Annotated in this window: 11 protein-coding genes; 2 read left to right on the top strand and 9 right to left on the bottom strand. The window is 44.4% G+C overall.

The genetic code is table 11. From position 1 onward, the window contains the following. Window positions 1-96 precede the first annotated feature (96 nt). The 6 genes from ACDQ55_RS05170 to ACDQ55_RS05145 form a co-directional block, all read right to left on the bottom strand. Window positions 97-663: a DinB family protein gene (locus ACDQ55_RS05170; RefSeq protein ID WP_420980113.1), complete on the bottom strand. Its 567-nt coding sequence runs from the start codon at window positions 661-663 to the stop codon at window positions 97-99. A 568-nt stretch (window positions 664-1,231) separates the two neighbouring features. Next, entirely contained in the window at window positions 1,232-2,314 is a 1,083-nt protein-coding gene (locus tag ACDQ55_RS05165; protein ID WP_420980111.1) for a PA0069 family radical SAM protein, read from the bottom strand. Window positions 2,315-2,377: 63 nt separating this feature from the next. After that, window positions 2,378-4,159 carry a MutS-related protein gene (locus tag ACDQ55_RS05160; RefSeq protein ID WP_420980110.1) on the bottom strand — a complete coding sequence of 594 codons (1,782 nt, stop codon included), beginning with the start codon at window positions 4,157-4,159 and terminating at the stop codon, window positions 2,378-2,380. A 105-nt stretch (window positions 4,160-4,264) separates the two neighbouring features. Continuing rightward, the gene (locus ACDQ55_RS05155) at window positions 4,265-5,695 is read right to left on the bottom strand and encodes a glycoside hydrolase family 125 protein (RefSeq protein WP_420980109.1); all 1,431 of its coding nucleotides are present in this window, start codon (window positions 5,693-5,695) and stop codon (window positions 4,265-4,267) included. 158 nt (window positions 5,696-5,853) lie between these two features. After that, window positions 5,854-9,255 carry a methylmalonyl-CoA mutase family protein gene (locus tag ACDQ55_RS05150; protein ID WP_420980108.1) on the bottom strand — a complete coding sequence of 1,134 codons (3,402 nt, stop codon included), beginning with the start codon at window positions 9,253-9,255 and terminating at the stop codon, window positions 5,854-5,856. Window positions 9,256-9,954: 699 nt separating this feature from the next. Continuing rightward, window positions 9,955-10,650 (bottom strand): NUDIX hydrolase, encoded by a 696-nt coding sequence (locus tag ACDQ55_RS05145; RefSeq protein ID WP_420980107.1) that lies wholly within the window; start codon window positions 10,648-10,650, stop codon window positions 9,955-9,957. 187 nt (window positions 10,651-10,837) lie between these two features. On the opposite strand from ACDQ55_RS05145, the gene ligA reads away from it, so the two are divergent. Next, a complete protein-coding gene (gene ligA / locus ACDQ55_RS05140) occupies window positions 10,838-12,955 on the top strand; it encodes an NAD-dependent DNA ligase LigA (protein ID WP_420980105.1) in 2,118 nt (705 codons plus the stop codon). Window positions 12,956-12,979: 24 nt separating this feature from the next. Continuing rightward, window positions 12,980-13,420 (top strand): nucleoside deaminase, encoded by a 441-nt coding sequence (locus ACDQ55_RS05135; RefSeq protein ID WP_420980104.1) that lies wholly within the window; start codon window positions 12,980-12,982, stop codon window positions 13,418-13,420. On the opposite strand, the gene ACDQ55_RS05130 is transcribed toward ACDQ55_RS05135, so the two are convergent. From ACDQ55_RS05130 to ACDQ55_RS05120, 3 genes are all read right to left on the bottom strand, one after another. Further along, window positions 13,421-14,350, bottom strand: coding sequence for an SPFH domain-containing protein (locus ACDQ55_RS05130; RefSeq protein WP_420980102.1), 930 nt, complete (start codon window positions 14,348-14,350; stop codon window positions 13,421-13,423). 100 nt (window positions 14,351-14,450) lie between these two features. Then, entirely contained in the window at window positions 14,451-14,690 is a 240-nt protein-coding gene (locus ACDQ55_RS05125; protein WP_420980101.1) for a hypothetical protein, read from the bottom strand. A gap of 243 nt (window positions 14,691-14,933) precedes the next feature. Further along, window positions 14,934-15,638, bottom strand: a complete 705-nt coding sequence (locus tag ACDQ55_RS05120) for a LuxR C-terminal-related transcriptional regulator (RefSeq protein ID WP_420980100.1) — start codon at window positions 15,636-15,638, stop codon at window positions 14,934-14,936. Window positions 15,639-15,734 lie beyond the last annotated feature (96 nt).

The raw sequence follows: 15,734 nt of genomic DNA, 5'->3' as shown, positions 1-15,734 counted from the left end.
TTGAATATTGATAATAAAAAGCCGGAAGTAGCGGGGTACTTCCGGCCAGATAAATCAGGATTAACAACAACAGAAGTTGATGGTCGACCTTTACAATTATATTAATACTGCACTTTCTTCGAACTCCTTCTGGAGCCGTTGCATCTGACGGATATGCCGCTCGATATGTTTAGTAAGGAAATAGATATATTGGTATATATCCAGTTTGCCCAGGTGGTTTACAGACATATTGGTGAATACCAGCAACCCTTCCCCATTTTTCAGCAAGGAGAGGTTATACATACACTGTGCAAACTGTTGTTTGAGCAAGGCTTTTATCTCTTGCATATCTTTAAGACCCGTAGGTTCCATATGTTCTGGCCGTACCCATCCAAAGGATTTGCTTCCGATCACATCTATTTGATCAAATTTATCATGATAGTCTGCTGGCAAGATCACAGTATGTCCTGTTCTTTTACGTTCCAACGCACGGCGGGTACTTTTGTTAATAATCAGCAGCAGGAAATAATTGGTGAGGGTAATATGTTCCAACACTTCCCTGATACTCCATTGGTCTGCTTCCGGTTTGAAATCCAGCAATGCCTGGTCTTTATCAAACCAATGATCCAACTCCCTGAAATTGGTGAGTAAGGCCTCTCTTACAACTTGGATAATGTTTCTCATCATCTAACGTTTTTGGGATTATGCACTTTACTTTTTGCTAATGAAATGGGTTAGCGCATAATTTCATTAAAGATTACTTGTTTGCCATTTTTATGCCGGATTTCACCACGAAAAAACCCGGCCGTGTTTACGGACCGGGTCAAATAATGTAGCGGGGTTTGCTCACACTATTGCATACCATGATCCGTATGGCTTTTTTAAGGTAAAGCCATTCTGTTTACGCCATGAGGCGCATTTTTTTTGCATTACAGTTATCACTTGAAACTCTTTCAATATCTTCATTTTCAGTACTTCTACTAAAGCAGAAAGTCCCACACTTATTCTAGTGCGGGACTTTCGTTTATATCGTTTGATAACTTTCTATCGTTAACAATCGGTGCAACACGCCCGCGGCCTGACCTCGACCTGCTTTTGCTTGCAGGCCATCGCTGAAATTTGGTATGTTGAAAAAAGTTGCACAGTTATGTTTTAATACTTGAAACAAAGATAATTTTTATTTCTTTTATTACACAAAAAAACACCTTACTTTTTTCATAGACTTAACAATTAGTTTATACTACTGCACCCATTAAAATAAACTCAATTGTGCATTGGGCCGGCGGAAGGCATTCGTATTAAATTCAAAGCGCTCCTGGTTCAGGTTATTCTTTTTAGTATGCACCCGGAACTGTTGTCTGATAAGATCAGCGATATTACCATCTCCCCGCATGCGCCGTCCAAATTCACTATCGTTCACCTGTCCACCGTGCATGCTCTGTATATGGTGCCACACCTTGTCGGCCCGGTCGGGGAAGTTCTTATACAACCAGTCCTGGAAAATCACCTTCACTGCGTCATTAAGCCTTACCACTGTATATCCGGCATACTTGGCGCCATTAGCGGCCACAGCTTCCAGCAAACGTGGAATTTCGTGATCGTTGAGTCCGGGTATGATAGGGGCCGTCATAACTCCAACGGGTATCCCAAGATCGCTTAACTCCTTTATTATTTTGAGCCGTTGGACAGCGGTAGTGGTACGCGGCTCCATTTTCTGCCGTAGTTCTTCGTCCAGGGTAGTTACGGATACATATACACATACCAGATTATCTTGTGCCAGTTGTTGTAGTAAATAACGGTCGCGCAATACCAGGGAGTTTTTGGTGATAATGCCGATCGGCTGCTTATATTCCAGGGCTACTTCCAGCAGCTGCCTGGTAAGCCACATTTTACGCTCTACCGGCTGATAGCAGTCTGTATTGCCTGAAAGCGAAATAGGCTTAGGCACCCAATTTTTGTTCTCCAGGAACTTGCGCAGCAGCTCCGGTGCATTATGTTTTACAATGATCTTCCTTTCAAAATCCAACCCTGCACTCAATCCCCAATATTGATGAGAATTACGGGCATAGCAATAAATACAACCATGTTCACAACCCTGGTAAGGATTCATGGAAAACCACATCCCCACATCCGGGCTATCCACCTTATTTACCAGGTTTTTGGCATGTTCTTCAAATACCTGCGTAGGAACATCTGCCTGCCACCACTCATCAATCCCCTCTACATGTTCCTGGGCATACTCGTCTGCCAGGTACTTGTTCCTGGGATTGATCTGCGCCCCGCGACCTTTATAATATGGCTGTTCTGATGCTCCTTCCTGGAATGGCAACGTCATAACTAAATATTTTAGTAAAACTACTAAAATATTTAGGATTTACGAATTTGAAATTTTACTGCCTCAGATGATACCCATTTGCTTCATCAGGAAAGTGGCATTTTTATTCCGGGCAATACCAGCACGGATACGGTAGTCGAAGTAAAGATGATCATCCTGTATGGTACTTTCAAAGCAATAATTACGGATCCTGCCCGGATGGGCGGCTTCCATTTGCCCCAGTTCCAGATCGTGCGTAGCAATCATTCCCAGGCAATTATAAGTAAGAAAATGTTCTATAAGGCTGCGGGAGCCGGAAAGCTTGTCCTCCGAATTAGTACCTTTCAGGATCTCATCAAGTAAAATAAATACCCGCTCTCCTGTTTTCAGCCGGCCAACAATATGCTGTAACCGCAACAGCTCTGCCTGAAAATAAGAAGTATGACTGGCGATAGAATCCTTGATGCGCATAGAGGTCATTATATGCATAGGAGTAAACACAAAGCGGGTGGCACATACCGGCGCCCCGCACATCGCCAGCAACAAATTAGCGCCTACACTGCGGAGAAAAGTACTTTTACCGGACATATTAGACCCCGTAATGATCAGGAAGCTATCTGGCTGCCCTGCTGCGCCATCATTTTTCACACATGCGGTAGCAGGTATCAACGGATGCCCTAAGGCAGCTGCTTCCAACAGCCCTCCTTCCTCCTGTGGCTCCGGCCACGTAAATTCCGGATGGTCAAAAGCATAGGTAGCAAAACTGTTCCATACCTCCATCCGGTTCACCACCTCAAACCATTCCCGTATGCCTTGCTGTTGTTGCTTTTTCCAGCGTTCCAGGCGCAGCATACAGTGAAAATCATATAAGAACAATGAATTCACCACAATACCAACCAACAGGTTCAACCGCTGATCAAAGGCATTACTGATACGTGATAACTTCCGCAAGGCCACATCGGCATCTTTGGCAATTTCTTGCTGACGGCGCAATAACACCGATGCCTGGAAGTTCCCCTTACAGATCAACTGCAGCAGTATGGAAAACTTATCCAGTATCCTTTCTTTATGGCCGATCAGCGTGTATTGGGCGGAGATCTTTTTCTGGCTGCTGCCAAGCAATATCCAATTCACAATAATCATTAACGCTAGCGGGAAATAAATACCGGTAACGATATCCAACACAATAGCGGCTATTGCCAATGCAGGGCATAACCAAACCGTTACCTGCACCAAGGTATTATTAATGAAATGGAAGGGCATCTCCAGCCAGGCGAAAATTTCTTTGCGGTCGCCTTCTTCTTCTTTGGCCAGCAGAGCGTTGGCCGTGAGCAACTGCCGGAACTCAAGTTCCGGCATTAATGCCTTCAACGCTTCCTGGGTATCCCTGATATCGCCCGTTTGCTGTAAGGGCCCGCTTAGCGCTGCAGCCAACCTGCGCTTGCCAGACAATGTGCCGGTACGGTTAATATGTTGAAAAAGGGAGGAAGGCCCAAAAACATCCAGGTCACTGCTGAAATCATGTTTATCATCCACAAACTCATGGCCATCCTCAAAAGTCGATTCCCAGGTGGTAACCAGCCGCCATTCTTTCTGGTTAAGTTCCAGTAATGTTTGATATAACTCCAATCTTTGCTGGGAACGGGTATAGCCCATCAACAGCACCAAAAAAGCAGCTACTGCCACCAACAACAGCAACCACCAGGCAACCATCCAATTACTACGGAACAACTGCACGATAGCGGCAACGATCATCAGAAAGCTGGCTAGCCTCCCCCAAGATAAAGCAGCAGTTAATTGCTTTTCTTTTTTAATGGAAGCCTGAAATTGACCGATCCGTTGCTGGTAAATATTTGCTGTTGCCATTTATCTTCGTTGATTATAGGTTCAAAATAAAAAGGATTTTGTGGTATGTGCCCACAATTTATTGCACACACACCACAAAATCCTGAAATCCGGTACCGGAAAATATTATGCGTACTGACGCTGCAACAAGTCAGGATATTCCTGGCTCACTTTCAGAATCAGCTCTCCAAACAAAGTATTTACCCAAGCAAACCACGGACGGGTAAACTTAGTCGGATCGTCTTTATGATAAGACTCATGGATAAACCCGGTATTACCATCTGTATTGCGCAATGTTTTAATACATCCGGCTATCTCTTCCTTATCATGACTGGTTAAAGCCCTCATGATGATACTCATAGGCCAGATATAATCCGGACCGGTATGCGGACTGCCTACGCCATCTCCATATTTACCCTTGTAAAACCAAGGCTGGAAGTTACTCCACACAAAATGACGCGAAGACTGGTACAATGGATCATCTATACCGGTATATCCCAAATAGGGAATAGACAAGAGGCTAGGCACATTGGTATCATCCAGGAACAAACGGTTACCGAAACCATCTACCTCAAATCCATACATATGGCCCAATTTCGGATGTTCTACGATGGCATAAGCCTTAATAGCCCGGTCTACTTCATCTGCCAGCGCAATGCACTCTTTGGCGAAAACCTGGTCTCTATAAATAACTTCACTGATTTCTGCCAACTGCCGGAGAGATACCACGGCAAACATATTGGACGGGATCAGGAAAGGAAATACAGTGGCGTCGTCAGAAGGACGGAAAATGGAAACGATCAGCCCTACCGGTGAAATAGGCGCCCCCCAGCCTCCATTGGGCACCGTGTCTGATTGCACGGCAGTAATACGCTGAAACTTGTAAGGACCTTTACTGTCCTTACGTTGCTGCTCTTTAAACGTTTTTACAATAGCCTGCGCCGCCTGTTTGTACTGGCTATCGAAAGGAGTAGCATCTCCGCTGATCTTCCAATAATTATAAGCCAGGCGTACAGGATAGCACAGAGAATCAATCTCCCATTTACGCTCATGCAACTCCGGCTTCATGGTGGTAAGATCCTTATCCCACTCACTACCTGTAGGTCCTTCATTAAAGGCATTCGCATATGGATCAATCAGGATGCATTTAGTTTGACGGTTAATAACGCCCACTACCATATCCTTCAGCTTGGCATCCTCTTTTACCAGTGGCAGGTAAGGCCATACCTGGGCAGAAGAATCGCGCAGCCACATCGCATTGATATCGCCAGTGATCACAAAAGTGTCTGGGCGGCCATTCTCCATTTTATAATTAACTGTTGTATCCAAGGTATTGGGGAAACAGTTTTCAAACAACCATCCCAGTTTAGTATCTGCAATCTGGGATTTTACTTTCAGAATTGTTTTTTCTACTGCTTCACTGGTAAATTTACGTTTTGCTACAGGTGGGCGTTGAGAGGTATATCCGCTCCAACCAAATACAGTTTTAGGCAATCCTAGCCCCACTGCGCCAGCTACTAATGCACTGTTCTTTAAAAAATCTCTTCTTGCAACCATAAATGTAATTTGATCTGATTTCTTGATTATCCTGATGTTCGAAGACATAAGCGGGCACAAGATAATGAGGATGTTCTATCTTTTGACGTGATTTTTTAGATGGCCCTGACCCTTCATTCCTCTTTCTTTTCTGATCAGGACCATCTTCCGGAAATATATTACATATTACGTCTATACTGTCCGCCTACCTCATACAAAGCATGCGTAATTTGCCCCAGGGAACAATGCTTCACAGTTTCCATCAGCTCAGCGAAAAGATTCCCGTTATTGATGGCTACCTGCTGCAATTGTTTTAATGCAGTAGCGCTCTTTTGCTCATGTCGTTGCTGGAAGGCCTCCAACGTATGGATCTGGAATTCTTTTTCTTCTGTAGTGGAGCGGATCACTTCTGCAGGAATAATGGTAGGAGAGCCATTCTTATTCAAGAAGGTGTTCACCCCTATAATCGGGAATTCACCAGTATGCTTCAGCGATTCGTAATACAAACTTTCCTCCTGGATCTTGTTACGTTGATACATTCTTTCCATAGCGCCCAATACACCGCCACGTTCTGTGATGCGGTTAAATTCAGCCAATACAGCTTCCTCTACCAGGTCTGTTAGCTCTTCGATGAAGAAAGAACCCTGGATAGGATTTTCATTTTTGGCAGTCCCCAACTCCCGGTTGATGATCAACTGAATGGCCATGGCCCTTCTTACACTTTCTTCTGTAGGCGTGGTAATTGCTTCGTCGTAGGCATTGGTATGCAGCGAATTACAATTATCATAGATCGCATACAGCGCCTGCAGGGTAGTGCGGATATCATTGAAATCAATCTCCTGTGCATGCAGGCTGCGACCGGAAGTCTGGATATGGTATTTCAGCTTCTGGGAACGGTCGTTGCCTTTATACTTATACTTAATGGCCTTAGACCAGATACGGCGGGCTACACGGCCAATCACGGCATATTCCGGGTCCATCCCATTACTGAAAAAGAACGACAGGTTAGGCGCAAAATCATCAATGTGCATGCCCCTGCTCAGGTAATATTCCACGTAGGTAAATCCGTTGGCCAGGGTAAATGCCAGCTGGGTGATCGGGTTGGCGCCGGCTTCAGCGATATGATAGCCAGAAATACTTACCGAATAAAAATTGCGGACTTTTTGTTTAATAAAATATTCCTGTACGTCGCCCATGAGTTTCAAGGCAAATTCGGTAGAGAAGATACAGGTATTTTGCGCCTGGTCTTCTTTCAGGATGTCTGCCTGCACGGTGCCTCTCACCGTGCTCAATGCGTGGGCTTTTATTTTTTCGTATACTTCCCGGTCCAGCACTTCTTCACCAGAAATACCTAACAATACCAGGCCCAGCCCGTCATTACCAGTTGGCAGGTCGCCGTTATAGTGCGGCAATGGGTGATCTTTGAATTTATCTTTTATCAGGGAGGCTACCTTTTCTGTGAGACCATGCTCCTGGATATACTTTTCGCATTGCTGATCAATGGCGGCATTCATAAAAAAAGCCAGCAGTATGGGCGCCGGGCCGTTGATCGTCATGGATACAGAGGTTTTGGGATCGCAAAGATCAAAACCGCTGTATAATTTTTTGGCATCGTCTACAGTGGCGATGCTTACACCGGAGTTGCCTACCTTTCCGTAGATATCCGGCCTTACAGCAGGGTCTTCTCCATAAAGGGTTACGCTATCAAATGCGGTGGAGAGGCGTTTTGCCGGCTGATCTAGCGATACATAGTGAAAACGTTTATTAGTCCTCTCCGGGCCACCTTCTCCGGCAAACATACGGGTAGGATCTTCTCCTTCCCTTTTCAACGGAAATACACCAGCGGCATAAGGAAATTCACCGGGTACATTTTCAGTGAGCTGCCAACGTAGAATATCTCCCCAGTCTTGGTATTTAGGCAGGCTTACTTTAGGGATACGGCTATGGCTCAGGCTTTCGGAGAATAAAGGCAATTTGATCACCTTATTCCTTACCTGAAATTCATAATAATCAGCAATATATTGCTCCACCAATGCCGGCCAACCCGCAATCAACTGCTGGCATTCCGGATGCAAAGCTTGTTCGAGGTGCGTCTTAATCTCTGCCAGCGCAGCTACCTGTGCGGGTTGCAGAGCCATTACGCCAACAACCTGGTATAATTGCGTGGCCAACTTACATTGTTCGTTCACCCACCTGCTGTAATCCTCTATTGCTTCTGCTATTTCAGCCAGGTAGCGTACCCTGGCAGGGGGAATGATCTGTGACTTGGTGGCAGTATTTTTCAAGCTTTCATGTGCCAGTGACCCAAAGTTAACCCCGGTTCGCTCTTCCACTTTTTCCATTACCTTTTCAAACAGCAGATTAATACCAGCATCATTGAATTGGGAAGCAATAGAACCTATCACCGGCAATGTCTCGTCTGTGGCGTCCCATAAGTTATGGTTACGCTTATATTGTTTGCGCACATCATGCAAAGCATCCAATGCGCCGGCCTTATCAAATTTATTGATGGCAATCACATCAGCATAATCGAGCATGTTGATCTTCTCCAACTGGGAAGCTGCGCCATATTCCGGCGTCATAACGTATAAAGAAACATCGCAGTAGTCGGTAATGGCTGTATCGCTTTGTCCTATGCCGGAAGTTTCCAGGATAATAAAATCGAAAGCGGCCAGTTTACAAATATCGATGGCTTCCTGTATATGTTCGCTGATAGCCTTATCGCTTTCGCGGGTGGCCAGGGAGCGCATATAAGCACGGGGATGATGAATGGCGTTCATACGGATACGATCGCCAAGAAGAGCACCGCCAGTTTTCTTCTTGGAAGGGTCTACCGAAATCACTGCTACTGTTTTATCTGAAAAGTGGTGCAGGTAACGGCGCACCAGTTCATCGGTAACACTGCTTTTACCTGCGCCCCCAGTGCCGGTGATTCCCAATACCGGCCACTTATCGGCCTCAGCAGTAGCAGGAGCAATATGTGTGCCGTTAGCCTCATCTACTACCACGGCAGTACGGGCCTTTTGACTGCTCAATAAGGCTACCGGCATATCATTTTCGGCAAGACTGATCGCCCTAGCAATAATCTTTGGATTTTTATCTTTCTGCAGCTGGGGAATATCTTCTTTGCTGCTACCTGCAGTAAGGGGTTCCACCGGCACATCGCAACGGCAAATGAGATCTTCTATCATACCTTCCAGTCCCATTTGACGGCCATCATCGGGCGAATAAAGGCGTGCAATACCATAAGCATGCAGTTCCGCTATTTCTGATGGCAGGATGGTGCCGCCACCGCCACCGAAGATCTTAATATGCCCACAGCCTTTCTCCTGCAACAGGTCGTACATGTATTTGAAAAACTCTACGTGCCCCCCCTGGTAAGAAGTAACTGCAATCCCTTGTGCATCTTCCTGGATGGCGCAATCTACAATTTCCGCGGCAGAACGGTTATGGCCCAGATGGATCACCTCTGCGCCCTTTGCCTGCATAATGCGGCGCATGATATTAATGGCGGCATCATGACCGTCGAATAAAGCTGCTGCTGTTACAATGCGCACCTTATGTTGTGGTGTATAAGACATATAGCTAACCGGTTTTTTATAAATACAAGCGCCTGCAACTGTAGCGCAGATGATGGAGTGAATACGTGGTTACTGAAATCGATCATCGGAAAAAACAAACCCCTTCCCCTGCAGTTGCCGGCTTCCTTGCGCAACACCGCAAGTTACGTAAAAACCTGCTGAACAGCCGTATTAGCAAGGGTTTAACAATAATTAGAATTGATTAAACAGGTAGCTCATCCCGTTGCAAAATATTTAACCAATCCGGAATTAGCTTAATATTTCCCTAAAACAACTTTCCCTTGCACCGGTATTAGTACAAGGGAAAGCGTAAAAAAGACGCAAGGCAGTAATGCTTAGCAGTCTTACATTTCATAACGTGGAACTATAAAATCAAACGATCAATTATTGTTAATGATTTTAATAGCTTTCAAACTTATTTAAATGGAATTTTAAAACAACAAATACTTACAGCGAATTAGTCTTGGTTTTATTCTGATTTAAGTTACTCCGGATGTGTATACCTTACGCAATCTTAATTTAAATTTTTGTTAAAAACAAAAATAATTTTGTTCTACGGAAAAAAATAACCTGCAAATTCCTTTGCAGGTTTTATGAAGATGAAATCCTTTACCATCAAGGATTTTGATCAAATGTAAATTAACCGGATCTGAAAAAGATGTCTTTCAGGAAGATAAAAAAACATTACGGACCAACTACTTAGAATCCTATTCCCAGGTAAGGCTTCTTACATTGTTCATATTTATCAAAATCAAATTTGTAGAGCCTGGCTGGGCGGTGGGGCACATCCGCTTCCTCTTCATTCAAATCCATTAAGAGGTCCATCGATAAAAACTTCTTCCTGAAATTCCTCCGGTCGAGCTCCACATCCAAAATAGCTTCGTAAAGATGCTGTAATTCACGCAAAGAGAACTTGCGGGGGAGCAGGTTAAAACCAATAGGTTGTAACTGTACCTGCTGCTTTAGCCGATTGTGGCACATTTCCAGGATCTGCGCATGATCGAAAACCAATTCCGGCAGCGCTTTGATGGGGTACCAGTTAAGCCGGAGATCCGACAATGTTCTCTCTATACGGGCAATGTTCACCAGTGAGTAATAGGCAACGGTAACTACCCTGCCCACCGGATGACGCTTTACAGCGCCGAAGGTTTGCACCTGCTCCATAAACACATGATCCAATCCTGTGCGGGCCTTCAACACACGATACGCAGCGTCTTCCAACTCTTCGTCCGGACAAACAATATCTCCCAGCAAGGAATACTTTCCTTTGCATTCTTTGAGGTCAGATTCAATCAATAAAACTTTCAACTCATCATGGTTGAAACCGAAAATGACACAATCCACCGAAACGGCTAACTTGAAGTGATGCTTTATTTCCTGGAGGTGCGTCTGCATGTTTTTGGTGTACATAGACATCATAGGGAACGTGGAATTACAGATAAACGCTTTTTATTACAACATGAAATTTAATCTAAATGAAAGAAAAAAAAGACATTTTTAGCCTAAAAAGGGGTGAATTTTTCCGTGAATGATCCCTAACCTGAAAGATAAGTTTAAATTTACGGTTCAGTTTTCAAAGATTATGTACACAAAGGAAATAGAAATAACCCTGGCACAGTTGGCCAAAGACCTTCTGGACCGATTACAACAACAGCAACCGCTGGCATCCATTGAAGAAACCCTGGAAGACCTTCGCCGTGTGATTAGCTACAACGACTGGCGCTATTATGTACAAAGCGAACCTGTGCTCACTGATTATGAATATGACCAGTTATTTGCGTGGCTGAAAAAACTGGAGCAGGAAAATCCCACGCTCATCACGCCCGATTCTCCTACCCAACGGGTAGCCCAAGGGCTCACTAAAGAATTTGTTACTGTACCTCACCTGGTACCCATGCTTAGCCTGGAAAACTCCTACAATGCAGACGATCTGCTAGACTGGGATCGTAAGGCAAGGGAAAGCGCCGGGTTGGACGCCATTGAATACTGTATAGAACCTAAGTTTGACGGCGCCAGTATCTCCCTGATATATGAAGATGACCGCTTTTTCCGCGGCGCCACCCGTGGCGACGGCGTTGCCGGAGAAGACATCACCACCAACATCCGGCAAATACGTTCTATCCCTTTATCTGCCAGCTTCTCCAAATATGGTATTCACCAGATTGAAATCCGGGGAGAAGTGCTCATCAATAAAAATACCTTTAAAGCATTCAACGATAAACGCATCGCGGAGAACTTACCCCCACTGGCCAATCCCCGCAATGCGGCCTCCGGCTCCCTACGCATGGTAGATCCTAACGAAGTGGCCAAACGTGGGCTGGAAGCTTTTTTATACCATATGAGCTTCCATTCCATGAATCCCGGACAAACAGAACCCGACGCACTCAAAACCCATAGCGCTACGCTCGACTTATTGTCGACCCTTGGATTCCGTAGCCCTGCGAAAGAGAAAAAAGTAGTAACAGGCATCCAGGCGGTGATAGACTATTGCCTGCAATTTGAGACAGAACGTGATAACCTTCCCTATGAAATTGATGGTATGGTAATCAAAGTAAATGATTATAACCTGCAAGACAAACTAGGAATGACCACCCATCACCCACGATGGGCCATCGCCTACAAATTTAAAGCCCGGCAGGCTACCAGCAAATTACGCAGCGTGGAATTCCAGGTAGGCCGTACCGGCTCCGTAACGCCCGTTGCCAAAATAGACCCCGTACCTATTGGCGGGGTTACAGTAGGCTCCATTTCCCTCTTCAACGAAGATGTGATAAAAGAAAAAGACCTGAAACTGGGTGATACTGTACTGGTAGAAAGAGCAGGAGACGTGATCCCTTATATTGTAAAGTCTGTGGCAGACTTACGCGATGGCAGCGAACAAAACATCGTGTTCCCAACCCATTGCCCTGTATGCCACGATAAACTGGTAAAGCCGGAAGGAGAAAGTGTATGGCGTTGTACTAACATCAACTGCGAAGCCCAGGTAGTGGAAAGAATGATACATTTCGTCAGTAAAGATGCCATGGACATCAAAAGTTTTGGAGAAAGCAATGTGCGGAAATTCTATTTGTTAGGATTACTAAAAGATATCCCTGGCATCTATGAACTGGACTTCGAAAAGATCGGGGCACTGGAAGGTTTCGGCAAAAAGTCGTTGAGCAACCTGCAAATGGCTATAGAACAGTCCAAATCACAGCCGCTGCACAGATTGATATTTGGCCTCGGTATCCGCTATGTGGGTGAAACCACCGCCAAAACGTTGGCCAATGCAGTTACCAACATCATGGACCTCCAACACTGGGCAGAAGAACAGATTCTGGCACTGGAAGACATTGGCCCTAAAGTGGCCGGCTCCATCCGGTTGTTCTTTGCCAACCATGATAACATTGCCATGCTGGAAAAACTATCCGCACTCGGCATCAACATGGAAAACACAAAAAAATCGGCTGCTTCCGAAGAAGGTCACCTCAACGGACAAACGTTTTTGTTCACTGGCACGCTGCATAAATTGAAACGCAGCGATGCCGAAGAAATGGTAGAACAGGAAGGCGGTAAAATCATGAGCGGTGTAAGCAGTAAACTCAACTACCTCGTTGTAGGAGAAGATGCCGGTAGCAAGTTAGAGAAAGCCAAAAAAATCAATACCATCAAGATACTCACAGAAGACGAATTTATTGAGCTGTTAGGTATTAGCCTCTAGCAGCCAGTAGCTAAAAGCCAAAACATGAACGACGATTTAACATACATGCGCCAGGCATTACAAGAGGCGCGAAAAGCTTTTGAAGATGGGGAGGTTCCTATTGGCGCCGTAGTAGTACTAAATAACAGGATCATCGGACGGGGTTATAATCATGTAGAAAGATTGAATGATTGTACTGCGCATGCAGAAATGATTGCCTTAACAGCGGCTTTTAATACATTAGGCAGCAAATATTTAATGGATGCCACATTATACGTTACCGTAGAGCCATGCCTGATGTGCGCAGGAGCGCTTTATTGGAGTAAAATAGGCAGAATAGTATATGCGGCACCAGACGACAAGAACAGTTACCGGAGAGCAACCGGCGACCGGTCTCCGTTTCATCCTAAAACAAAACTGGAGGCCGGCCCCTGTCGCGAAGAAAGTTTACAACTGATGAAGTCTTTTTTTGAACAGCGACGGTAGTTATTGTTGCTTTTGATGCTCCATCATTTTATTCATGCCCATCATCTGCGTCATGGTATGCTCCATGCCTTCTGAAGAGCCGTCAAGAAAGATGACATTCCCTTTGGAGTTTTCTGCAAAATGCTTGATCGCTTCTGTCCACATGGAAAAAAGGATCACAGAAGTATCCAGGTTGGCCTGTTGCATTTCTTTAGCTGCCATGGTCATACCTTTGGCTACCTCTTCCCGGAAAAGGGCTACGCCCATACCGCGCAATTGAGCCGCCTGGCGCTCTGCTTCTGCCGCAATCTTAATCGCATTACCATCTGCCTCTGCCGCTTTGGTTTTAGTAATCAATAACGCCTGACCTTCATTTTCAGCGGCGGCTTTCAGGTTATTGGAAGCCACTACCTGGGCCATAGATTTCATAATCACTTCATCAAAAGTAATATCATTCATCTGCAGATCTAGTAGATGAAAACCCCATTCTTCCAGGGTTTTATCTATCTGGTCTTTTACGTGCTCAGTAATATCTTTGCGCAGGGCCAGCACTTCGGCCTGGCGCTTGGTGGCCACAAACCCACGGATAGAGCCTTCTATGGTACGTACCAGCGCTTGCATGAAGCTTCTTTCATCCATAAACTTAAATGCCACATTCTTAATGGTTTCTTCCTCCTGGTTCCATACTGCATATAACAGCATCGCCTTAAAATATACATTGGCCTGATCGATAGTAATGGCCTGGAACTCCAGCTCCACCGACCGGTTCTGGATAGATATCCGTTTGAATACTTTTTCTATAACCGGCACTTTAAAGTTGAGGCCAGGATATAATACCCGGTTATATTTACCAAAGATGGTGGTAACGCCTATCGTGCCCTGTTGCACGGTAACAAAGCTGGATGATACTATAACAAGTGCCAATACCAGCAGAACTAACAAAAATACCATAGATTGATTGTTTAGGTAGGATTAGGGGTATAAATGTAATCAAAAAAGCCAATGTTACAGACAAATACAAAGCCGCCAAAAGCTTTGCCCATTATCTATTTTATATCCTTTGTTTTCTTCTCAAATAGATAAATACATCGTCTAGTTCTATCTGCTTTAATTGGTAGGCGAGGCGCGTTCTGAGATCTTCTGTTTCATCTTTTATTCTCCGGTATTGGTCTTTCAGAATTTCATAACGGGCAACAATCTCCGCTGTAGTCGCAGTTGCTTCCAATTGCAAAATATTAAATGCTCTTTCCTCGGTTATCATAGGCAGTAGGGGTATTTCACTGGTAATCATGTAGGATATTTAAAAAACACGCGTAATATTTAATTCCCTAAATTAGTAGAGTTTGAAAAACAAGTAAATACCCAATCTTGGGTATTTTTGAATCATTTCAGCACTTTTCTAATCGCGCTGGTTTAACAAACTTCTTATCATAACTAATGGTTCACAGTAATATATAGTTGATTATTACAATTGCTATGTATGGATCATCAAAAACATAAAAAACATACTGATACTATCTTCACCTAAAGTTGTTTACTCAAATCCAATCTTCCGGGCAATAGCTAACAATTCGGAAGTATTGCGCACTTTCAGTTTCAAACGGATGTTTTTACGATGGGTTTCCACCGTATAACGGCTAAGATTCAACGCTTGAGCAATTTCCTTATTGTTGAGCCCTTTCACCGCCATAGACAATACATCTTTTTCCCGGGTGGTAAGTTTATTGAACAGGTTCTCATTTTGCCGGCGTGATATGGCGCTAAGCGCTTCCGACAACTGCACATTGGTATCAATAGCATTGGTCAGGTCCAGAAAAGCGCAAATGATTTCTACTACCCTTCCATTCTTATCGTAGGTAAAAGGCACTTCCAATCCAAATAGCCAACGGTAATCAATTTCCCCTTTCTTCCGTATCCGGGCAAGCCCGCCAAACTGTTTTTTGTTATTAAAAAAGGATTGCTGTGCTACAGCCGCCATTTTAAAATCTTCGGGATGCATAATGTGCTTGAAGAAGTCTATTCCCATACCCGCCATCTCTGCCGAAGTAAAGCCTACAGCTTCTGCCAAACGATCATTACACCAGGTAACAGCTTTGTTATTATTGTCATAACTACAGATCATAGCGGGTACATGATGCAGGATACTCTCCAACCAATGAATACGATTCCTTAAATGTTCATTTTCCTTCTGTAAAGTATTGAGGGAAAAATTTTGTCCTGAGTCCAAGCCTGTCTGCATACTATAAGTTTTAAACAAACAATAGGTAAACAACTATCAAGCACACACGAAATCCCTAATGTTTCGCCTTGTTAAACCGGGTATCTGTAAATTTAA

The sequence above is a fragment of the Chitinophaga sp. 30R24 genome (assembly GCF_049056765.1).
In the GTDB taxonomy this organism is placed as follows: domain Bacteria; phylum Bacteroidota; class Bacteroidia; order Chitinophagales; family Chitinophagaceae; genus Chitinophaga.
The sequence above is the reverse complement of the archived record's forward strand: the minus strand, read 5'-3'. Positions and strand labels throughout refer to the sequence as shown.

Excerpts from the sequence above, each read along its gene's own strand:
- ACDQ55_RS05160 (WP_420980110.1), bottom strand. The coding sequence starts at position 4,159 with ATGGCAACAGCAAATATTTACCAGCAACGGATCGGTCAATTTCAGGCT.
- ACDQ55_RS05165 (WP_420980111.1), bottom strand. The coding sequence starts at position 2,314 with ATGACGTTGCCATTCCAGGAAGGAGCATCAGAACAGCCATATTATAAA.
- ACDQ55_RS05170 (WP_420980113.1), bottom strand. The coding sequence starts at position 663 with ATGAGAAACATTATCCAAGTTGTAAGAGAGGCCTTACTCACCAATTTC.
- ACDQ55_RS05125 (WP_420980101.1), bottom strand. The coding sequence starts at position 14,690 with ATGATTACCAGTGAAATACCCCTACTGCCTATGATAACCGAGGAAAGA.
- ACDQ55_RS05130 (WP_420980102.1), bottom strand. The coding sequence starts at position 14,350 with ATGGTATTTTTGTTAGTTCTGCTGGTATTGGCACTTGTTATAGTATCA.
- ACDQ55_RS05150 (WP_420980108.1), bottom strand. The coding sequence starts at position 9,255 with ATGTCTTATACACCACAACATAAGGTGCGCATTGTAACAGCAGCAGCT.
- ACDQ55_RS05145 (WP_420980107.1), bottom strand. The coding sequence starts at position 10,650 with ATGCAGACGCACCTCCAGGAAATAAAGCATCACTTCAAGTTAGCCGTT.
- ACDQ55_RS05120 (WP_420980100.1), bottom strand. The coding sequence starts at position 15,638 with ATGCAGACAGGCTTGGACTCAGGACAAAATTTTTCCCTCAATACTTTA.
- ligA (WP_420980105.1), top strand. The coding sequence starts at position 10,838 with ATGTACACAAAGGAAATAGAAATAACCCTGGCACAGTTGGCCAAAGAC.
- ACDQ55_RS05155 (WP_420980109.1), bottom strand. The coding sequence starts at position 5,695 with ATGGTTGCAAGAAGAGATTTTTTAAAGAACAGTGCATTAGTAGCTGGC.
- ACDQ55_RS05135 (WP_420980104.1), top strand. The coding sequence starts at position 12,980 with ATGAACGACGATTTAACATACATGCGCCAGGCATTACAAGAGGCGCGA.